The organism is Paenibacillus sp. FSL M7-1046 (assembly GCF_038007405.1).
Classification (GTDB): Bacteria; Bacillota; Bacilli; order Paenibacillales; family Paenibacillaceae; genus Paenibacillus_AQ.
The window spans coordinates 4,563,744-4,583,606 of record NZ_JBBOXB010000001.1; the positions used below are offsets into that span (position 1 = coordinate 4,563,744).

14 protein-coding genes are annotated in these 19,863 nt (G+C 47.9%); 12 read left to right on the forward strand and 2 right to left on the reverse strand.

What is annotated here, in order from left to right; all coding sequences use genetic code 11:
• Nucleotides 1-362: 362 nt before the first annotated feature.
• The 7 genes from NYE29_RS20060 to NYE29_RS20090 all read left to right on the forward strand — a co-directional run bounded on the left by NYE29_RS20060 (nucleotide 363) and on the right by NYE29_RS20090 (nucleotide 9,329).
• Entirely contained in the window at nucleotides 363-2,576 is a 2,214-nt protein-coding gene (locus NYE29_RS20060; protein WP_144024447.1) for a hypothetical protein, read from the forward strand.
• Entirely contained in the window at nucleotides 2,561-2,827 is a 267-nt protein-coding gene (locus NYE29_RS20065) for an acyl carrier protein (protein ID WP_076113373.1), read from the forward strand. Before NYE29_RS20060 ends, NYE29_RS20065 begins: the two co-directional genes overlap by 16 nt.
• Nucleotides 2,827-4,578: a carbamoyltransferase family protein gene (locus NYE29_RS20070; protein WP_340897194.1), complete on the forward strand. Its 1,752-nt coding sequence runs from the start codon at nucleotides 2,827-2,829 to the stop codon at nucleotides 4,576-4,578. Before NYE29_RS20065 ends, NYE29_RS20070 begins: the two co-directional genes overlap by 1 nt.
• A 17-nt stretch (nucleotides 4,579-4,595) precedes the next feature.
• On the forward strand, nucleotides 4,596-6,560 hold the full coding sequence (locus NYE29_RS20075; RefSeq protein WP_340897195.1) for a tetratricopeptide repeat protein: 1,965 nt from the start codon (nucleotides 4,596-4,598) through the stop codon (nucleotides 6,558-6,560).
• A gap of 99 nt (nucleotides 6,561-6,659) precedes the next feature.
• Nucleotides 6,660-7,676 carry a hypothetical protein gene (locus NYE29_RS20080; RefSeq protein WP_340897196.1) on the forward strand — a complete coding sequence of 339 codons (1,017 nt, stop codon included), beginning with the start codon at nucleotides 6,660-6,662 and terminating at the stop codon, nucleotides 7,674-7,676.
• 103 nt (nucleotides 7,677-7,779) lie between these two features.
• On the forward strand, nucleotides 7,780-8,646 hold the full coding sequence (locus NYE29_RS20085) for an alpha/beta hydrolase (protein ID WP_340897197.1): 867 nt from the start codon (nucleotides 7,780-7,782) through the stop codon (nucleotides 8,644-8,646).
• Nucleotides 8,647-8,669: 23 nt separating this feature from the next.
• Nucleotides 8,670-9,329, forward strand: coding sequence for a carboxylesterase family protein (locus NYE29_RS20090; RefSeq protein ID WP_340897198.1), 660 nt, complete (start codon nucleotides 8,670-8,672; stop codon nucleotides 9,327-9,329).
• Here NYE29_RS20090 and NYE29_RS20095 read toward each other — a convergent pair.
• Together NYE29_RS20095 and NYE29_RS20100 are read right to left on the reverse strand one after the other, a co-directional pair.
• Nucleotides 9,319-10,680 carry a response regulator transcription factor gene (locus NYE29_RS20095; protein WP_340897200.1) on the reverse strand — a complete coding sequence of 454 codons (1,362 nt, stop codon included), beginning with the start codon at nucleotides 10,678-10,680 and terminating at the stop codon, nucleotides 9,319-9,321. The two genes, NYE29_RS20090 and NYE29_RS20095, sit on opposite strands and share 11 nt — an antisense overlap.
• Complete coding sequence (locus tag NYE29_RS20100; RefSeq protein WP_340897201.1) at nucleotides 10,658-12,388, reverse strand: sensor histidine kinase; 1,731 nt, start codon at nucleotides 12,386-12,388, stop codon at nucleotides 10,658-10,660. The genes NYE29_RS20095 and NYE29_RS20100 overlap by 23 nt, the downstream gene beginning before the upstream one ends.
• A gap of 264 nt (nucleotides 12,389-12,652) precedes the next feature.
• Between NYE29_RS20100 and NYE29_RS20105 the strand changes: the two genes are divergently transcribed.
• The 5 genes from NYE29_RS20105 to NYE29_RS20125 all read left to right on the forward strand — a co-directional run bounded on the left by NYE29_RS20105 (nucleotide 12,653) and on the right by NYE29_RS20125 (nucleotide 19,676).
• Nucleotides 12,653-13,597: an ABC transporter permease gene (locus NYE29_RS20105; protein ID WP_340897202.1), complete on the forward strand. Its 945-nt coding sequence runs from the start codon at nucleotides 12,653-12,655 to the stop codon at nucleotides 13,595-13,597.
• A gap of 15 nt (nucleotides 13,598-13,612) precedes the next feature.
• Nucleotides 13,613-14,482 carry a carbohydrate ABC transporter permease gene (locus NYE29_RS20110; RefSeq protein WP_038595090.1) on the forward strand — a complete coding sequence of 290 codons (870 nt, stop codon included), beginning with the start codon at nucleotides 13,613-13,615 and terminating at the stop codon, nucleotides 14,480-14,482.
• Between the two features lie 23 nt (nucleotides 14,483-14,505).
• A complete protein-coding gene (locus NYE29_RS20115; protein WP_340897203.1) occupies nucleotides 14,506-16,182 on the forward strand; it encodes a hypothetical protein in 1,677 nt (558 codons plus the stop codon).
• Between the two features lie 7 nt (nucleotides 16,183-16,189).
• Nucleotides 16,190-17,620: a family 43 glycosylhydrolase gene (locus tag NYE29_RS20120; protein ID WP_340897204.1), complete on the forward strand. Its 1,431-nt coding sequence runs from the start codon at nucleotides 16,190-16,192 to the stop codon at nucleotides 17,618-17,620.
• A 61-nt stretch (nucleotides 17,621-17,681) separates the two neighbouring features.
• A complete protein-coding gene (locus NYE29_RS20125; RefSeq protein WP_340897205.1) occupies nucleotides 17,682-19,676 on the forward strand; it encodes a beta-galactosidase in 1,995 nt (664 codons plus the stop codon).
• The last annotated feature ends 187 nt before the right edge of the window (nucleotides 19,677-19,863 follow it).

Genomic DNA, 19,863 nt, shown 5'->3' on the forward strand with positions numbered 1-19,863 from the left:
ATTCGCCTAACTTCTTGACAAGGTGGCTGGTTCGAAGCAATGTGCTCTATCAGGCAGATTCCATGGAACTGTCCTCACGCATTATGTTGGAGCACGAATTATCCTTTGCTTCAGAAGAAGAAAAAGAAAACAGCTGGCGGTATTATGTTTCCGCAAATATGAGGGATATTCTGTTAGAGTCAATGTTTCAAACGGAAGAGGACAAGGCGATATATGGGCTATGTTCTGTTTACTGCACGTCCGACCAAGAAGTATTTCTATTTACCCGAGCCTCCCTGCCTTTAAAGGTTTGGGTAAATGGATGTTTGGTAAACGCAAGTACCTTTGAATATCATGTAAAACCATTTCAGGTGATATGCAACTTGAAGCAGGGTGTAAATACGATTTTGATTGAAAAAAGAATTAGTTCAAAGTTCCGCTCGTTACCAGAGGATGAGCGGGCCTTTACGATTTCCATCAAGCCTGTCCGGCAGTTGCTTGAGACGGACCGGGAACAGGTGGTCTTCACGGCTGCCAAAGTAGAGCAAATGAAGCAGCTATACTATGTATTGCCGGACAAGGCCTTCTGCGTGGAAAAACAGGTAACCTGTCTTGTACTTCCCTATTATTCGGGAGAGGGGGTGCCGGAACCCCTTCTACTTGAGGTGATTAACGGTAGCGGCTCTCTACTGCTTTCACGTGAAGTAAGTACTTACTGTCCGGCCGATCTTGATCTGCGGCATGTCAACAGCGGTGTTCTGGAACTTCGTGTCCGCCGCTCCAGCGAAGGATCTGCTTTATCTAACGCCTATATCTTCTGCGGAGATTATGAAGGAAAGAGGCAGAGGCTTCTGCAGGAGCTTCAGGAAAGAGGGATGGATTCGGATTTCTTGGAGCTGCAACAGTATCTTACGGAATTGGCGCTTGGGGATAAGGGTGTCAATCATGGGAAAGTTGAACTGCACTATGACCGGATCTATTATCACTTGCTCCGGGAATTTAACTATTTAAGCATACAGCTGGAGCAGCCGGAGCGCCGTGTCAGCGAAGAAGGTGAAAGAAAGATACATACCCGCCTTCGCAAAAGCCCGATTGATGGGGCTAAATTGGCTTACACCGTTTTTCTGCCCCGTGATTATACAGCAGGTGATGATTCTTACCCATTAATATTTTGCATGCCTTTTGGCACTATGGTTAATACGATTCCAGAAGGCACAGATCTAATGTACCGAAACCAGTTTGACGATGTCATCATCGCTTGTATGTACGCACGGGGAGGCTATAACAAGGATTATATCAATGAAATGGACATTATAGGATTTATTGATGAGATCATCAGGGATTGGCGGGTGGATCGGGACCGGGTGTATTTAATGGGGGTCTGCTCTGGCGCTTTGCGGATATTTGGACTTGCCACCAGATTTCCCGGAACTTTTGCGGCAATGGCCAATATAGCGGGAACGTTTCGTGCAGATATTAACCAGCCGGATTATTCTATGCTGCAAAATTTAGGAGTAATGCCGGTATATCAACTGCTTAATATCGAAGATGACGTCCTGAATACGACAAGAGTTCTGGATTCTGCCAACCATATGCCCAATGTGACGAATTGGTGTTTTCCCTTCTATTCACACAAAGAATCCGTTGAGTTATTCCAGTCGCCTGAACTTTTTAAGCGGTTATTGCAGCATAAAAGGGACAAAAATCCCCGTGAAATCCTGTTTCATATGAAGGAACCAATTTATAATTCTTCATCATGGCTTACGGTAGAGCAGGTACAGGATCTTTGCCGGCAGACGTTTGTACATGTCTGTGTATCAGACAGCAGCGAGATACGCATACATACGGATCAAGGGAAAACGTTAAGCTTGCTTTTGGATCGGCATGGGCTTGATCTGAAGGAGCGGATTCTACTTACTGTTAATTCCTGCAGTGAACAAATTTCCATTCCCCCATATTCACAGGTGCGAATAAGACTGGAACCGTTACAGATGGTTGTTTCAGTCCTGGAGGTAAGTAAGAATACGTATGAGTCTTACAGGAACCGGCTATCCCCCGCTGTCGAAGCTATGGGAATCAAAGCACTGTACAGAGACTCCTGCCTTATAATCTCCCCGTCTGCGTATCCTCCGGAGAAAAGACGGTATTACCGTACGCTGACCCAGACGCTTCAACAGCCGCTTAGGGAACGGGCGAGGAATTACAAATATCAGTCGGTTTTGTCTTCGGAAGCGGATCAGGAACAGCTGGCCGCCTCGAACTTTGTTTATCTGCATCCCGTTTCAGAGGAGGAACCCGTCCCCCCCCGAATGTTATTGGAAGCTTTGGGAATTAGCCTGGGGAAAGACGTATTAGTGTACGCAGGAGATACATTCCAAGGCGAATATTTTGCGGTAGTCAAATCACAGAACCCGTTCAATGAGCATAAATTTATGCTTCTGATCCTTGTTAACGGCACAACAGCGGAAAAGAAGCTTCTCGAATGCTGGAACGAATTTGACTCAAGCGGCCTGTTTTACAGCGAGGCAATCATATGGGGGAACGACCGGTATTTCTATTATACAAGAGAGGGTGTTTTAGAATGTCCATTGCAATGACTATGGAGGAGATCCAAAAAGGGGTTGTCGAGATTGTCAGCCGGAATTCTCTGCATAATCCGGAGAAGGTGAATCTACACTCCAATATCAAAAATGATCACGGGATTGATTCTCTGAAAATCGTTAATTTATTGTTTGACCTGGAAGATGAATTCGGAATAATCGTCGATCAAAATTCTATGGTGTTCGATAATTTTGCAACCGCAGAAAAAATTTCATCTTACGTTTATCAGAAACTTGGGAACCCCTAATGAGTCTGACAGTTATTGGAATATCGATACATTCCCATGAATCAGCCTGTTGTCTCCTGCATGACGGGGTTCTGCTATCCGCTGCCCAAGAGGAACGGTTTACGCGGAAAAAGAGTGGAGGGGGTATTCCAGGACATGCATTCAAGTGGTGTCTGCAACATGCGGGCCTATCCATCTGCGATATCGACGTTCTTGCGTATTACGAAGATCCAGCTATGAAACGGGGGCAGCAACAATATTCTGCTTCCGGCGGGAACAGCAAGGGGGCTCCGGATGGCCAAACAAACCGGCTAGAAGGAGAGATCAGAAAGCTTCTGGGTTACACCGGTCCGATTGAAGTCTACGGATATCCTCTGTCGCAAGCGGCCAGCGCGTTTTATTATTCCGGTTTTGATGAGGCGGCAATTATGACCCATGAGGGAGTGGGGGAGTGGGGTACCGCCACCTATTCCTATGGAAGAAATTTGGGAATACAAGTAAAGGAAAAGATTCGTTTCCCCCACTCAATAGGGTTAATGTACAGTACGGTTGCAGCTTATTTGGGGTATCAGGCCATTGGGCAGGAGAATCTTCTCATGGATGTTGCTCCTTATGGTAAACCTAAGTATGTCGAGGAACTTAGAAGATTAGTGAAAAGAACCGGCGGGGACCGATACGAAGCTGAACAGAAATATTTCTATTTCACACAGGGGCAAACGATGTTCTCAGAAGAACTCATTCAATTGTTCGGACGAAAGGAAGGCGGACATCCCGCAACGGAGGTAACCCCGTTCCATCTAGATATGGCAAACAGTCTACAAGTAGTGCTGGAGGAAATGTTGCTTGAGAATGTCTCATACCTGCACAACATTGCACCAAGCCGGAATCTTTGTTTGGCCGGCAGTCTTGCATTAAATGCTGCTGCCAACCGGAGGCTGATTCAAGACGGGCCGTTTGAATGTGTATTCATTCCCCCTTCAACTGATAATTCCGGCGCAGCTCTTGGTGCGGCAGCCTTGGCGTATGTACGACGGGCAGGGACAGCCATTGCTCCCTTGGAGAATGCAAGCCTGGGACCAGAATATCCCGATATGGAGATCTGCCGAATGCTGGAGGCCGCCTCATTGGTATACGAAGACTTCAGGAACAACCGTGAGCAATTGCTGCATACAACAGCCAGACTGCTCGAATCGGACAAGATCGTGGGCTGGTTCCAAGGCCGGATGGAATTCGGTTCCATGGCATTAGGTAATCGGTCGATCCTGGCTGATCCAAGAAAGCCGCATGTCAGGGAAAGAATAATCAGGGATGTGAAGAAAAGTGAATTCCCTTTTCCGTCCACAATCTCCATTCTGGAGGACAAAACCGGGGGCTACGTGGATTCGGCACGCCCTTCCCCGTTCATGCTGTTGACGGCAAATGTGACATCCGACATGATATTGCCGGGTGTCTCTCATTTGGACCGTTCGGCGCGCGTACAGACGGTCTGTGAGGCTGCGAATCCTCTTTTCGCCGGGTTGATCAGAGAATTTGAACGGAGGACTAGTTGTCCGCTGCTTCTGAACACCTCATTTAACCGGGAGGGTGAACCGTTCGTGGAGAGTCCTGTAGATGCTTTGTGTTGTTTCATTTCCACGGATATGGATGCACTGGTAATCGGCAGTTTTATCGTTCATCGGGAAAAGAATCAGCTTGATTTCATGAGAAATGTATTGCTGGACCTGGAAGTACCGGCGAAAAGATTCCCAGCCAATAGGTACCCGATTGTTTGACAAGGGAGAGTCGATTTATGCAAGGATCTGTTGATAGGCTTATCAGTGAATCAGCCGTTTCTGAAAAAGTGGCTATCTGGAAAGCACAGTTGGAAGAGGGCGGGAAGGCGTTCTACCGGGATGATCAAAACCGAAATGAATTCTGTCATTGGGCCAACGTGGACCGGATTCCCCCTAAAGGAAGCAGAAAACGTATTGTATATACCGGAGAATCGGGTGCAAGAGGATTTTTGCTAGATCCGTTTTACCGGCCAGCAACCTGTCTTGAGGATATATTGAACAGCTCGTTGGACCCGGAGGGGGTTGAGATTATTGATCTGGCAAGGGTTAGTATCCGGATTAATGAGCTGCTTGATGTATGTCTTTCCAGCAAGCTTTTAGAACCGGATGCGGTAGTTGTTTATGCCGGAGATAATTGGAGAAAAGCATTATGGGCTTTTCAAGAGGATGAGGTTGAAGAGATTATAAGTGTAATGGATGGCCCGGAACGGTTCGGGTCAATCCGAAAGGTCTTTGAACGGAAGAGCGGAATGATGGTCCGGTCCTTTATGAAAAGCCTGTACGAAACCTTTGCAACTAACGGTATACCTGTGATTTTCGTCATCCCGGAGTTTAATTTAAGGGGGTGGCAAAGTAACGAATCCGATAAAATATTGTCTTGGCCTATGGGGGAGACCGAAGAATGGAAACAGATCAGACTGCAATCCGAACAGCTTCTTTCTTCCGGCCGCTTAGAGGATTTACTGCCTGTTGCAAGCCAATTAATCGGGTTAAACGAATCTAACCCGTTAGGATATGAGATGCTGGCTGCCGCTTATGACCGCCTGGGGAAACATGAGGAAGCACGGGCCTATTATGAGGCTGGAAGGGACACAAATATTTTCCGATTGGGTCCACCGCCCGCATGCACTTCCTTTATCCGGCGGCAAATCCTTGCTTGCAGCAGTGAATTTCACATCCAAACGGCAGATTTGCCAAGTCTATTCAAGGATGATCTGAAGGGAGGGATTCCGGGATTTGATTTATTCCTGGATTATTGTCACCTTAATCCCAAAGGAATACAAATCGCCATGCGGCATATCGCCCGGATATTGTTGCCTATGCTTCAGGATCGCCCGACCCCTGTAGTGAATCCAACCTTTGAAGCTCCCTCAGCGGAAGTAATGGCAAAGTCGCATTTCTATTCAGCCATGCACAGTGCTCACATTGGTGACCAGCCTTTTAAGGTGTTGTACCAACATTGTAAAACAGCGATTCAGCTTTGGCCGGGGATCGAGGAAATGTTCCGAGCTTTTGTTGACTTGACCTCAAGAAAAACCCCATGGGTTATTAATAGGAAGTATGAGTCCGTTTCCACGAAGCAATATGTTATTTTTCGTAAATTCCGCGATTGCCAGATAATGGACATTGAATTAACGAATGCCATCGTCCGGTGTTTGAAGGAAGAGGGCATTGATATCGAAGATGAAGTACGGGCGGTTCGGATATCAGAGCATCAGCCAGCCCCAGGCAGAGCCGTGAATTTATTGGAAAGCTATTACCGTGAAAATAACTATTTCAATGTTTTTGCAGGCTCAAAATCTGTTGACTATAACGATAGAAATCAGGTGTTCTACAGTGCCCGGGACGGTCAATCCAGCTTTTATATGATCGCAGACGGCAAAAGAACGCTTAAGGCCAAGTTAACGCTTCGCAGACCGGTTTTATTCCCCGGCCAAGATATGATGTCTATAGCTGTTAACAATAAACTGCTGCGTTACGTTAAGCTGCAAGAAGACTGGCAGGATATCTTCTTTGATATTTCTCCGGAGTATTTATCGGAGGACGGTGTGAATATGATTCAAATAAGCTGGCCGGGTATCGATGCTATTATGGATCGAATCCGTGCTGAATACTCCGAAGAATACTCCGGTTTTGAACGGATTATTAAACGTGCCAGACCCGTGTATGGAGAGATATTCCGCTTTGACATTGAGATTTGACAAATTTGGAACAATCCGGAGTAAATTCATTCACTGATGAATTATTATGGTATATTATTACTGGTAAAATTGGAAAAAAATTGAGAAAGAGGTGCGCTGATGACCATTACGAAATTACATTACGCCCTATGGGATAACTTGGATTCCTTTGATCTGGGCGATTCCGGGGCAATGCCCGGGGAGTGGAATGGAAGTAAAGCTTTGTATTTAAGCAAAGTAAATGCTCCAATACACTTGCGGGAAGCCATTCCTTTTGAAGCCTTCCGGATTCAGGCTCAGGTAGCCATTCCTGGGGAGGTCGGATTTATTGGATTCATTTTTGGAGCCAAGGACCAAGGGAATTATGAGCTGGTCTATCTTGCGCCGGTTGAAATTCAATATGATCCGATTATGAACGGCTCCATGACTTGGCAAATCTATAACGGCCCCATGTATCAGAAACCATTGCCAAACACAACCGGTCAATGGCAGAAGTTTACGCTGGAAGTTCAGGCTAACGGTGTCTCCGTATTTCTTGGGGATGACCCTAAACCGCAATTGGTGATACCCAATCTGCAGCATGGCGATGAAAACCGGGGGAATATCGGAATCTGGAATTTCCTGCCGACTTACATACGGGATTTAACCATTGAAGAGATCCAACCGGCTCCCATTGCCAAGAGAACGATGGATATGAAACAGTTGCAGTCGGATTCCTTTGTTACCGAGTGGCTCGTCTCTTCCCCGTATACCGCTCCTTCTTCGCCGGATGGGGCATGGACCAAAGCGGTTGTGGAAGAAAATGGTGTGCTAAATATTAACCGGATTCATAAAGCTGAGCCGGGAATCTCCGTAGAAGCCAAATGCGAGATTATCGTTCCCGAGGAGAAGGAGAGCCTCTTGTCTTTCGGCTTTAGCGACCGCATCCGTTTATGGGTGAATGATCAAGAAGTTTACCAAGGAAATTGGAATTGGAATCCCCCTGCCAGCGATGGCCGTATTCAAGGTGATTTTGCAGGTATTCCAGTCAAATGGCGGGCAGGATTAAATACGGTTCGTGCCGAAGTCACGCAAAATGAATCCTTTGGATGGGGATTAGCCATGAGAACAGGGTTGTCAGCAATACCAAACCATTAAGAAATAAATAAATTCTAGTAAATAAGGTGGAGCGACTGTTGAGAAGTTGCTCCATTTTTCTGTAAGCAATATCCCTGTTCATTCTGCGTTTGGAGGTGTTACTATGGTGAAAAAAACGGTAGTTTTTAAGAAAACAGCATCCTGTGAGCTGAAAGCTGATGTTTATGATAAGGGAAATAATAGCCCGGTTTTAATTTATCTTCATGGTGGAGGGTTTATTTTTGGATCAAGAAGCTGGTTGCCGCCTAGCCAGATCGAATTTTTTAGTGAACATGGGTTTTCTTTGGTGAGTGTCGATTACCGGCTGTCGCCTGAAACTAAGCTTCCGGATATCGTTCAAGATTTGAAGGATGCATTTGACTGGCTCGTTCATCATTCCGGTCATATGTTTGGATTTAATCCCTTGAATTTTGCTGTAATTGGAAGCTCTGCAGGTGGGTACGCTGCTTTATTGATGGGAGCAATGGAATTGAGGCCCAAAGCGATAGTCTCTTTATATGGCTATGGGGATCTGCTGGGTGATTGGATAACAAAGCCCAGTGGTCATTACAACTTGCTCCCTGCTGTGAAAGAACACGGAGTCAAGAATACAGTTAACGGTAAAGAAACGGCAGAAGGGGGATGGGGCCGATATGACTATTACTTGTATTGCCGTCAAAAAGGGATTTGGGTTCAGGAGGTAACAGGTTATGAACCCGCAAAGGATCGGGATACTCTATTGGAATTTTGCCCTATCCATAGAATTACAAACAATTACCCTCCGGCTCTTCTGTTACATGGAGAAGAGGATACCGATGTTCCTATTGAACAATCGAAAATCATGAACGAAAAATTGGCAGGCGCAGGAATCCATAGTGAGCTCATTACGATTACGGGTGGCGGGCATGTATTTGACCAAAATTTCTCACATCCCGATGTGCAAGCTGCATTTCAGAAAGTGAAGGATTTCTTATGGACCCATTTACATTAGAGGTTAGGAGGAGATGATCGTTTATGTCGCTTCAATGCTTTAGACAGGATGACCGCTCAAACCTTAGCTTTTTTCTATGGATACCCGAAGGATATTCTGAAGAGGAAGTAAAGGAATGGCCACTGCTGCTTTTCTTGCACGGATCGAACAAACGAGGAAATGACCCGGAAGTTTTATCTAATTACGGACTTCATAAAGCTGCGAATGATCAATTGGATTTTCCGTTTTTTGTTATTTCTCCCCATTGTCCCGATCACACAGACTGGGTAGCGGAACGGGGTCAGGTATTGAAATTGATTCATGAAACTGCAGACAGCTACCAGATTGATCGGACCAGGATTTACGGAACTGGTTTCAGTATGGGAGGAGAAGGGATATGGGACTTATCTGTCCAACATCCGGATTTGTTCGCTGCGGTGGCTCCAATTGCCGGGTGGTATGATAAGACCCAAGTAAGGATACTTAAAAATTTGCCTATTTGGAATTTCCACGGAGAGGAGGATTTAATAATTCCGATAGAAAGATCCGAAGAACTTGTACAAGCCCTGGAACAAATAGGAGGAAATATCATCTTTACTAAGTATCCTGGGGAAGGCCATAACATTATAGATTTGACGTATAGCAATAGGGATTTGTTCAAATGGTTGTTATCTCATAGGGTTGCGGCCAAGCCTAAGTTGTGAAGTTTTGTCTGCGGTATTGATAAGGTGTGATTCCATACTGATCCTTGAACAGCTTGATGAAATACTGCGGCTTCTTGTAACCGACCATATGAGAAATATCGATCACATGCAAATTGGACTCTATCAATAGCTGGGAGGCTTTTTCCAATCGTTTGGCTGCAATGAAGTTCGATAGATTCTCACCGGTTTCCTGCTTATACACTTTGGACAGATAGACAGGATGAAGATGAACAATTTTACCCAGATCGTCCAGGCTCAAACCATCGCCGATATGACCGGCAATATGAGATTGTATGGTTTGGACAATATGATTGTTAGACAATTTTGCGCTTCGCTCGAATTGGGTGATGCAGAGCAGAATGGACTCAAGCGCAGCATCCGGCTCTGCCAGTTGACTGAAGGTCCAACCTGCGACCTCAACCTGCTGCAGCCGGCTGGCAGTGAAATACACCCTCTGAATAAAGTCGAGCAGAAAGAGGATTTTCTGTTTTCTGGACGCAAGCTGGGCGAAGGTCTTGAGAATGTTCTTTCTGGTCAGCTCCCATTCTCCCGGCTCCCACTTAGGATGAGCAGTAAAGTCCTGCAGCAGGGTACAGTCACCCGCGTGAACTTCCTCCTGGTAATAAAACTGGCAGAAGATATGCCGGACGGCATTCTTCCGGGTAAATTCAAATTTCTCCGAAAAGGAAATATTGCTGATGCTGTGCGCGAGCTTCTGAGCGTCGGATTCCAGAATTAATCCTGCCAGCCCCGAGCCTGTTGTCCAAATCAATTGATCCAGCTCCCGGCTGTTGTCTCTTAAGGTGATTTCATCTGCCCCCTCTGCATCTGGAACCTGAAAGAAGCAAAAGGTCTCCTTCAGCAGTACGGTATCATAAGCACTGAAATCAGTGCCTGCGGGGGAGGGTCCGCCAATAACGGACAGCAGATAACCCAGTCCGTCAAATTTCTCCCACATAATCTGGGGCTTCAGCTGCTGCTCATCAATGCTTTTGCGCACTTGCTTCATCGCTTTCTCCATATCCTCTTTATCCACGGGCTTCAGCAAATAATCCAGAGCACCCAGCCGGATCGCTTTCTGCGCATAATCAAATTGGGAATAGCCTGATAGAAAAACGACCTTGGTTTTCAGCATGTTCTCATTAATATGCTCCAGCAAATCAATGCCTGACACCTCGGGCATGCGGATATCCGTAATCAGAATATCAATCTGATTCTGATTCAATAATTGCTTGGCTTCAACCGAATTAGTTGAGGTCACAATCTGGTGTATGCCGAATTTATTCCAATCCAGCAGATGTTTTAAGTATTCAACAATGTAATGCCCGTCATCCACAATCAGTAATCGCATGTTCTCCTCCTTCATCCAGCGAGAAATCAATGTAAGCCATCACGGACAAGCCGCCCCAGTCATTGGTGAAGAAACGCAGGCCGCTTAATTCGCCGTAAGCATTTTTAAGACGCTGATGTATATTCCACAGACCGATTCCTCTGGAGCCTGGCGGAGGGGATTCGCTTTCGACCCTGGCTGCCAGGAGAATCATTTGCTCCGGCGTAAGCCCCTTGCCGTCATCCGCAATTATGATCAGTGCACCGTCATCAAGAGCTTTTATCTCTATGGATACCCGATGGGCGCCTTGCCGTTCCTCAATGCCATGCTGGATGGCGTTCTCTACGATCGGCTGGATAATGAGCGGCATAATTCGATGTTCTCCCAGCTCCGGGGGCAGGTTGATTTCATAATGAATCTCTTTGCACAGGGACATGATGGATAAAAAATGATCCGCAAGCTGCAGCTCAGAGGCCAGAGTGGCGTCATGACGATCCAGCTTCGTCAGATAGCGGTAATATTCAGCCAGATGTTTGCTCATCTGCATGACAGCCTCCGGAGACGTCTTCGCCATCGACATAATAAAGAACAGGCTGTTATACAGAAAATGCGGATTGATCTGCGCCTGCAGCTGCTTCACCTCGGCATCTCTCCGCAGCTCTGTTTCAATCTTCAGGGACGCAAACAGATTCTGGGTTTTGAGCACCATATGGTTAAAGCTTTTGAACAGATTAAAAAATTCATTAACGGGATTCTCGCTGATCCGTGTGCTGTAATTTCCTTGCTCCACCTGATAAAATTTCTTGCCCAGCAAATGAACATTCCGGTAGAAATTCCGGTAGAACATCAGAATGACGATCAGCCCAATAATCAGAATGACCAGGATACTGCCTACGAATACCTGCTGATTCCGGTCCAGCGGATTCAAAAAATCACTCATCCGTGTATATGTCACAAGATATGTGTCAATAGGCTCGATATATTTAGACAATACATAATAGTCGTCCTCGCCGGTATGATAGTCAAATTTCAGGATTCTCTGCGTATCCGGCGTAATCGTCTCCTTGGCTTTTTGCTCGATACGGCTGTCTACAGGTTTGCCGCTGATTACCAGATTGTCGTTCACAAGGAAAAAAGCATTGGAGCTGTCGCCGTTAACCGCTTTGCCCAGCAGGCTGACCAGATATTCCTTCTTGAGCTTCACCCCCACGATGTATTGAATATTTGCCGGGTTTTTGGGCTGATGGATGTAGGGGTAGACTGAAAAATAATACAGGCTGTTATTATAGGTCTGCCAGCCGCGCTCAGTGACCTGTTCGAAGGGAAGCTTAGCCAGAGAATCATGGCCGGTCTGAATAAAGGTGCTATCCGGCTTCCAGTAAATCCCGATTGATTCTACCGCCAGACTCGAAAAGAGCTGATCCGATAACCGGTCCGAGATTTCATTCTTGTTCATCTGTGCATCATAATTGCTTAATTCCTGTTTCCGGCTCTGATAGAACCGCACATCATTGTCGGCGGTATACTGGATGCCGTACATGCTTGCCTCGGAGATGACGCCATCCATAATGCTCTCCGCATATGCCAGCTGATTTTTGGAGGAGTTGATCAGACTTTCCTGAATCGTTCTTGAGCCCAACGTATTCATGATAAAAAACAGTCCCAGCGTAAGCAGCAGAAAAAAGACGAAAAAGTAGATGAACCGTTTCATATTCACTTTTTTAATCATATTCACTTCCTCGTTCCCCAAAACTGGCGGTTGCCGGATTCGTATCATTCCGTATAAATCTATCATAATTCATTAAATTCAAAAGAAAAAGATAATCCAGCCACAAAATGAAAGCGCTTATCAAACATGTTTAGGGATTGGTTATGATCTTTAGATTAAGACATTTTAGAATGAAAGCGCTTTTGCTAACATTAAACCTGAAAGAAAAACTTCTTGGCATGATAAAAGGGGGTAACACAAATAGCTCAGGTTATAAATACCCAAGTGGGGACGTTAAAGACAGATGACAGGAAAAAAAGCAGCAAAAATCCCTGGAACAAGGAGATCAGGAAAAACTGGCCGCTGTATGTGCTCTGTATCCCGGCACTCGTATTCGTTCTTATCTTTGCGTACGGACCGATGGTCGGCCTGGTGATGGCTTTTCAGGATTACAAGCCCTGGCTGGGACTTACCGGCTCAACATGGATCGGCTGGGACAACTTCGCGAGAATCTTCCAGTATAAAGAAGCGACACAGGCCATTACCAACACGCTCATCATTGCTGTAATCAAAATTATTGTCGGCATTATCGTTCCAATCTTCATGGCAATCCTCTTAAGTGAAATCAGAAATGTGGGAGTCAAGAAAAGTATCCAGACCTTGGTGTATTTGCCCCATTTCTTATCATGGGTAACCGTTGCCGGAATTATGATTGATATTCTGGGACTGGACGGCGGCATCAACCACTTTTTATCCAATCTGTTTGGATCGAAACCGATCTTCTTCCTGGGTGATCCGGTCCTGTTCAGGCCGACGGTTATTATCAGTGACCTGTGGAAAAATTTCGGCTTCGGCATGATTGTCTACCTGGCGGTCATCACCGGGATAGACCCTTCCTATTATGAGGCTGCAGAGATCGACGGCGCTTCACGCTGGCAGCAAATCAGGCATGTTACTTTGCCGAGCATGATGCCGATGATCATCGTCATTGCTACGCTGAGCCTGGGGAATATCCTCGATGCGGGCTTTGACCAAATCTTCAACCTGTACAATCCGCTTGTCTATAGCACAGGAGATATTATCGATACGTACGTGTACCGGTCTTCCTTATTGAATGGACAATACGGGTTCGGTACTGCCGTCGGGTTGTTCAAATCTGGCATCAGTTTTATATTGATCGTCGTTTCATACCGGATTGCCTATAAGGTTGCCAACTACAAGATATTCTAGAAAGGAGCATGGAGAGTGTATCATAAGTCCAAGGGATATAAGATCTTTTCGTTCTTCAATTATATATTTCTGATTCTGATTGCATTATCATGCTTCTTGCCTATGCTCCATCTGCTCGCGCAATCTCTTAGCAGCAAAGCAGCGATAAATGGCAATCTGGTCTCTTTTTGGCCGGTGGATTTCAATGCGGACGCTTATGTCAAAACCTTTAAAAACTCCAACTTCACCGGTTCCATGCAGGTATCCGTGTTCAGAACCGTACTGGGAACCTTAATCAGCATGTTTATTATTACTACTGCGGGTTATGCCTTATCCAAGGATTTCCGCGGACGCAATGCCTTGATGTGGGTCTTCATCTTCACCATGCTGTTCTCCGGGGGATTAATTCCGTCCTATATCCTGGTCACGAAGCTTGGATTAAAAGATACGATCTGGTCCTTGGTGCTTCCGGGTGCCTTTGGCGCGTACAATTTGATTCTGATCATGAATTTCTTCAAGACCATTCCGAAGGCGCTGGAAGAAGCAGCGTTTATCGACGGAGCTTCGTTCTTCGTGATTTTCCGCAAAATCTACCTGCCGCTGTCGCTTCCCGGTTTGGCCACTGTGGGATTGTTCATCATGGTCGGGCACTGGAACGCCTGGTTTGACGGCATCCTGTATATGTCGAATACTGAGAACTACCCGCTGGCTTCGTTCCTGCAGACGGTCGTCGTCCAAGGCTCTGCCCAGAGTATGGCGCTCAGCCAATCGGAAGCGGCAGCGATGTCGGAGCAGAGCATCAAGGCGGCCCAGATTTTTATCAGCACCTTGCCGATCATTCTGGTCTATCCCTTCCTGCAAAAGTATTTTGTGAAAGGCATCGTGTTAGGTGCAGTCAAAGAATAACCCACTATAAAGGAGCCTACTCAATGAAAAAAACAGGTGTTTTACTCTCCGCTGCTTTACTGATGACTGGATTGCTCGCCGGCTGCGGCTCAGATAACAAGGGATCAAGCTCCGCTGCGGAAGCAACGCTGAAGGACGGGAAATATGATCCTCCGATTACGATCAGCATTGCGAAGCAGCAGGATGAAAATGCCGGGAAATACATTAACGGCGAAAGCCTGAATGACAATGTCCTGACCCGCTGGGGTAAAGAGCATCTCGGCATCCAGATCGAGACGACGCTGCTGGGCGGCGATGCGACCCAGTATAACACCAAGCTGCGGCTCGCGCTCACCGGCTCCGAGAAACTCCCGGATGTTCTGCCTGTCTACGATACCTCGCTTGAGAATGACCTGATTCAATCCGGGCTGGTCAAAGATATTACAGAGGACATCAGCAAATATATGCCTGATCGGCTGAAAGAGATTTATAAGGAATACCCGACGGCCTTCAATCCGGTCATACAGGACGGCAAGGTGTACGGCATGCCGATTGCCCCTAATTTGACGGAAGGCCAAGTGATGCTCATCCGTCAGGACTGGCTGGATAAGCTGAACCTAAAGGCACCGACAACCCTCGATGAGTTTGAAAAAGTGATTGCGGCCTTTACGAATGATGATCCCGATGGCAATGGCAAACAGGATACCTATGGATTTGATTTCTCCGGTAAGGATTCCTACAACACAGGCTGGGTCAGTGACTCCGTGATGATCTTCAGTGCCTATACCGGCAAGCATCTTCCTGGCCAATGGTATAGCGAGGACGGTAAGCTCACTTACGGGTCGGTTTCTGAAGGAACCAAGGATGCGCTTGCCAAACTCCGCGACTGGTATTCGAAAGGGTATCTGAACAAGGAATTGGCTACACAGGGCGCATGGGATGCACTGGCTGACTTTACCGAAGGTAAAGCAGGCATTATCATTGGCCGGCCTTGGCTGTACGGCAGTGTAAAGGATGTTGAAACCAACGTTCAAGGTGCCAAAATTAGTGCTTACCCCACTATCAGCGGTGTCAGCGGAGATAAGACCTACCAATCCGGTCAACAGAATGACGGAGTGTTCATGTTCAATAAGGATTTTAACAATATGGAAGCTTTCTTCTTGTACTACGACAAGTTGTACGATGCGGCATTCGGCACGGGTGACTTCAAGTACGGATATGCCGAGGGGTACGATTATGATACCGTAAACGGCGAAGTAGTTTTTGATTCCAAGAAATTCAACACGCCCATGGATGCTGCACAAGGCGTAGGCAAGATGTCCTTTACCAAAAATACGCCAAGCGTTGACGGCCCGGGCAAATCGTTCTATGATCTTGCGCAAGGTGCGAAGCCGGATAATGGGGTTCTGATGAGATCCGCAGCCAATGATCCTACCGCCAAAGACGGATATGTTATTTCTTATGAGAACAGAGATGTGCTGCTTCCTAACGCCTTCAACGGACCGCCGACCAAAACGATGCAAACTTCGTGGGAACAGTTGAACACCATGGAGAAGGAAACCTTCACAAAGATCATTTACAGCAAAGAACCGCTTGAAGCTTACGACACCTTTGTTAAGCAATGGCATGACAAAGGCGGCACGCAAATTACAGAAGAAGTGAACGAATGGTACACCAATGCCAGCAAAGTCGATGTAATGTCCAATATGGGCCTGAAATAAGCCAATGATGGAAAATAACTTAAACACGGCAGTCATCCAAAACGGTGTTCCGCTGATGGACACAAACGGAAATCCCGTACATGCACATGGCGGACATATACTCTTCGAGGACGGATTCTATTACTGGTTCGGAGAAAACCGCACAGGACGATGTAAAGTGAGCTGCTACCGCTCCGCGAACCTGGCGGACTGGGAATGGCGGAAGGATGTACTGACGCTGGATTCTCCGGTACGGCCGATTTATCACCGTACTTCCCTGGAGCTGGAACCCGGGGAAGCACAGAACGGCGGGTACGGAAAGGGGGCTGTCATCGAGCGGCCGAAGGTGCTTTACAATGCGCTTACCGGCAGATACGTCATGTGGATGCATTGGGAGAACGGGCGTGACTATTCCGACGCGCGGTGTGCGATTGCCGATTGCGGGACAATCGACGGAGACTATGTCTTTCGCGGCAGCTTTAATCCGGTAGGCAATATGTCCCGGGACTGCACCCTGTTTCAGGATGACGACGGTACGGCCTATTTCCTGGCCGCGGCCAGGGAGAATGCAGACCTTATCATGTACCGGCTGTCACCGGATTATCTCAGTATAGAGGAGCAAGTGAAGACATTGTGGCCGGGGCAGGCGCGCGAAGCTCCTGCGTTGATGAAGCGTGGAGGTATCTACTTTCTGATCTCGTCAGCTTGTACCGGCTGGCTGCCTAACCAGGGTGCGTATGCCTGGGCCGGGCAGCTGACCGGCCGCTGGTCGCCCCTGATGCCGCTTGGCGACATTACGACCTACAACACTCAGCCTGCATTTATCGTTCCTGTAACGGATGCCGCACAGAGGCAGACCTCTTATTTATATGTGGGCGATCGCTGGGACCCTGCGGATTACTGCGCCTCGTCCTATGTGTTCCTACCGCTTGAGTTTCCGTCAGAAAGAGAGATGCGGCTTACGTGGGGAGAACGGCTGACTATAGATTTTGGTTCTGGAAAAATGAAGGCGGAATGCAGCTCCGGCAGCGGGCTGTTCCGGCTGAAGAGTGTAGGCACGGAACTTTATCTTGCCGCAGCAGGAGAGCTTGGAGAACAAGGCCAAACTCTGAGTGTGGAAGTCCGCAAGCTTGCTTATAGCGATAAGCAACAGCAATGGGCCGTGGAGTACAACGATGACGGGACTGTGAAGCTCATGAACGGGGAGTTCACATTATACTCCGGTACTGCCGGTGCCTTGACACTGGAGCCTGCACCGGACGACCTTGATAAATCACACTGGCTGCTTACAGAGACGGAAGAAGAGGCGCTGATTATCAGCTCCAGGGACAGCAAAGTGCTTAAGGCAGTGAGAGATTCAAGGGAAGGACCGGGCCGGGTGTTCCTTGAACCGGAATCTGCTCATGATCCACGCCTTGGCCCGGATAGGCAGTTGTTTCAGCTGATACCGGTAAGATAACGGGCTTACGGCCGGTCTTATAATTATGAAATCATTTATTTCTGAGAAAAGAGGGTTACTTATGAACCTTACGATCCCATTCTCCAATGAATGGTTTCAAGCTGCTCATAATTCACAAGTATCCGCGGCTCCGTCCGGCGGCTTCCGGTTGAACACAACGCCCGAGGGCGGGGGAATGGAGCTTCTGCAGGGCAGTCTGGACAGTTCTGTATGGCAGGAATACGAGTTTATGAATGCAGAGGTGTATCACGATTCACATGATGTACTGGTGCTGCTATTCAGTTTCCGTGATCAGGACAGCCGGATGATCACCTATCATACTGGCATTTTGCCGGGCGTCAGAACGGTGATCTGTTTGCCGCTGAAGCACTTGAACGGGGAGAAGCTGTTCCTTGACCGTTATCCGGGTGTGATGCAGACCGTGCTCCGCGGAGATGCAAAGGTCGACCGGAAGCGGATTGCCGGGTTCTCCATTGCGACCATTCCTTCAACGACAAGCCGGAGTGTGGAGATTAGCGGATTGTCTCTAAGCGGAGCCGAGCCGGATTTCACCTACGAATACCACCCTTTTATTGATGGGCTGGGCCAGCTGAAAGGCAGGGATTGGCAGGGGAAGACGGCCAATCAGGCGGAGTTGAGCGAAAGGCTGCATTTAGAAAGGCAGCTTGCAGCTACGGCTGATTTCAGCGGGAATGGTCTCGGCCGGTACGGAGGCTGGAAGGGACTCGCATTTCAGGCGACCGGCTATTTCCGGACAGAATTTGACGGCAGCAACTGGTGGTTTGCTGATCCGGACGGCTATGCCCTGTTCAGTACGGGAATGGACTGTGCCGGTCCGGCTTCTCCCATGCGCGTAACCGGCATGGAGCATTTGATCCCGCAGCTGCCGGAGCGGGAAGGGAGCTATCATGAGGCCTGGTCACAGGCAGGGCAGGAATTCAGCTTCGGGATCGCCAATCTGATCACAACCTTTGGGTCACAATGGCGCTCCGCCTGGACGGAGCTGACCGAATACCGGCTGAGACAGTGGGGATTCAATACGATCGGCAATTGGTCCGATGACGGATTTATCAAGGGTTCGGTGCTTCCCTATGTGTATCCGCTGTCTGATTTTCCGGCGACGGAGCAGAGAATCTTCCGCGATTTCCCCGACGTGTTCAGCCGGGAGTATGAGCAGAATGCAGAGGAATTCGCGAAGCAGCTGGTTCCGCTGCGCGAAGACCGGCGGATGATCGGCTATTTCATGCGCAATGAGCCGCATTGGGCATTCGTGGACAGTTTGAATTTGACGCAGCTAATGCTGAAATCACCGGTCCGTTATGCCAGCAAGGAGCGGTTCGTCCAGTGGCTGGGCGAAAAGTACGGGACTGTGGAGCAGCTGAATGAGGCGTGGGCCAGCAGCTACGCCAGCTTTGAACAGCTGTACACACCGCATGGTACGGCAGCTTCGGATCATCCCGTAAGGGAAGCAGATTACGCACAGTTCAACCGGATGATGATCCGGCGGTATGTCGAAATTCCGGCACGTCTATGCAAGCAGGCGGACCCGAATCATCTCAATCTGGGCATGCGTTATGCCTGGGTGGGCAGTGACGATGTGCTGGAGGGCTGCGAGTGGTTTGATGTCTTCTCGCTGAACTGCTATCAGTTCGCTCCTGACCGGGAACAGATCATGCATATCAGCGAGCGGCTGGGCAAGCCGGTCATGATCGGAGAATATCATTTCGGCGCAGCGGACGGCGGCATGCTGGCTTACGGCATACGCGCGGTGGCAACCCGGGAGGAGCGCGGCGCTGCCTACCGCTACTATGTCGAGCAGGCTGCAGCCATTCCGCAGCTGATCGGGGTGCATTATTTTCAGTGGAATGATCAGCCGGTGCTGGGGCGTTTTGACGGGGAGAATTACGGGATCGGCGTTGTGGATGTCTGCAACCGGCCGTATGAACATTTTGTAAAAGCAGCGAAGCAGGCCCATGAGCAGATGTATCAGGTGCGGACCGGCCTTGTTGAACCCTATAATGTACTTCCTGCAGAGATACCCAAAACAGGATTCTGACGGCACAATCCTTACTGTCTACACTAAAAGGGCAATCCCGGGTCATAGTGACCATGGATTGCCCTTTATTTAAAGATAAGAATTTATATGTTTCACGCTATAAATTATCCTTCTATTTCTCGCTGAAACGGATACCGTCCTTTTGAGGACGGCAAAGCCGTTTCCACTTGAGAATATTAGAAATATG

Bases quoted from the DNA above. Each gene is read 5' to 3' on its own strand.
- NYE29_RS20085 (WP_340897197.1), top strand. From the start codon at position 7,780: ATGGTGAAAAAAACGGTAGTTTTTAAGAAAACAGCATCCTGTGAGCTG.
- NYE29_RS20080 (WP_340897196.1), top strand. From the start codon at position 6,660: ATGACCATTACGAAATTACATTACGCCCTATGGGATAACTTGGATTCC.
- NYE29_RS20115 (WP_340897203.1), top strand. From the start codon at position 14,506: ATGAAAAAAACAGGTGTTTTACTCTCCGCTGCTTTACTGATGACTGGA.
- NYE29_RS20095 (WP_340897200.1), bottom strand. From the start codon at position 10,680: ATGCGATTACTGATTGTGGATGACGGGCATTACATTGTTGAATACTTA.
- NYE29_RS20090 (WP_340897198.1), top strand. From the start codon at position 8,670: ATGTCGCTTCAATGCTTTAGACAGGATGACCGCTCAAACCTTAGCTTT.
- NYE29_RS20075 (WP_340897195.1), top strand. From the start codon at position 4,596: ATGCAAGGATCTGTTGATAGGCTTATCAGTGAATCAGCCGTTTCTGAA.
- NYE29_RS20120 (WP_340897204.1), top strand. From the start codon at position 16,190: ATGGAAAATAACTTAAACACGGCAGTCATCCAAAACGGTGTTCCGCTG.
- NYE29_RS20125 (WP_340897205.1), top strand. From the start codon at position 17,682: ATGAACCTTACGATCCCATTCTCCAATGAATGGTTTCAAGCTGCTCAT.
- NYE29_RS20065 (WP_076113373.1), top strand. From the start codon at position 2,561: ATGTCCATTGCAATGACTATGGAGGAGATCCAAAAAGGGGTTGTCGAG.
- NYE29_RS20100 (WP_340897201.1), bottom strand. From the start codon at position 12,388: ATGATTAAAAAAGTGAATATGAAACGGTTCATCTACTTTTTCGTCTTT.
- NYE29_RS20070 (WP_340897194.1), top strand. From the start codon at position 2,827: ATGAGTCTGACAGTTATTGGAATATCGATACATTCCCATGAATCAGCC.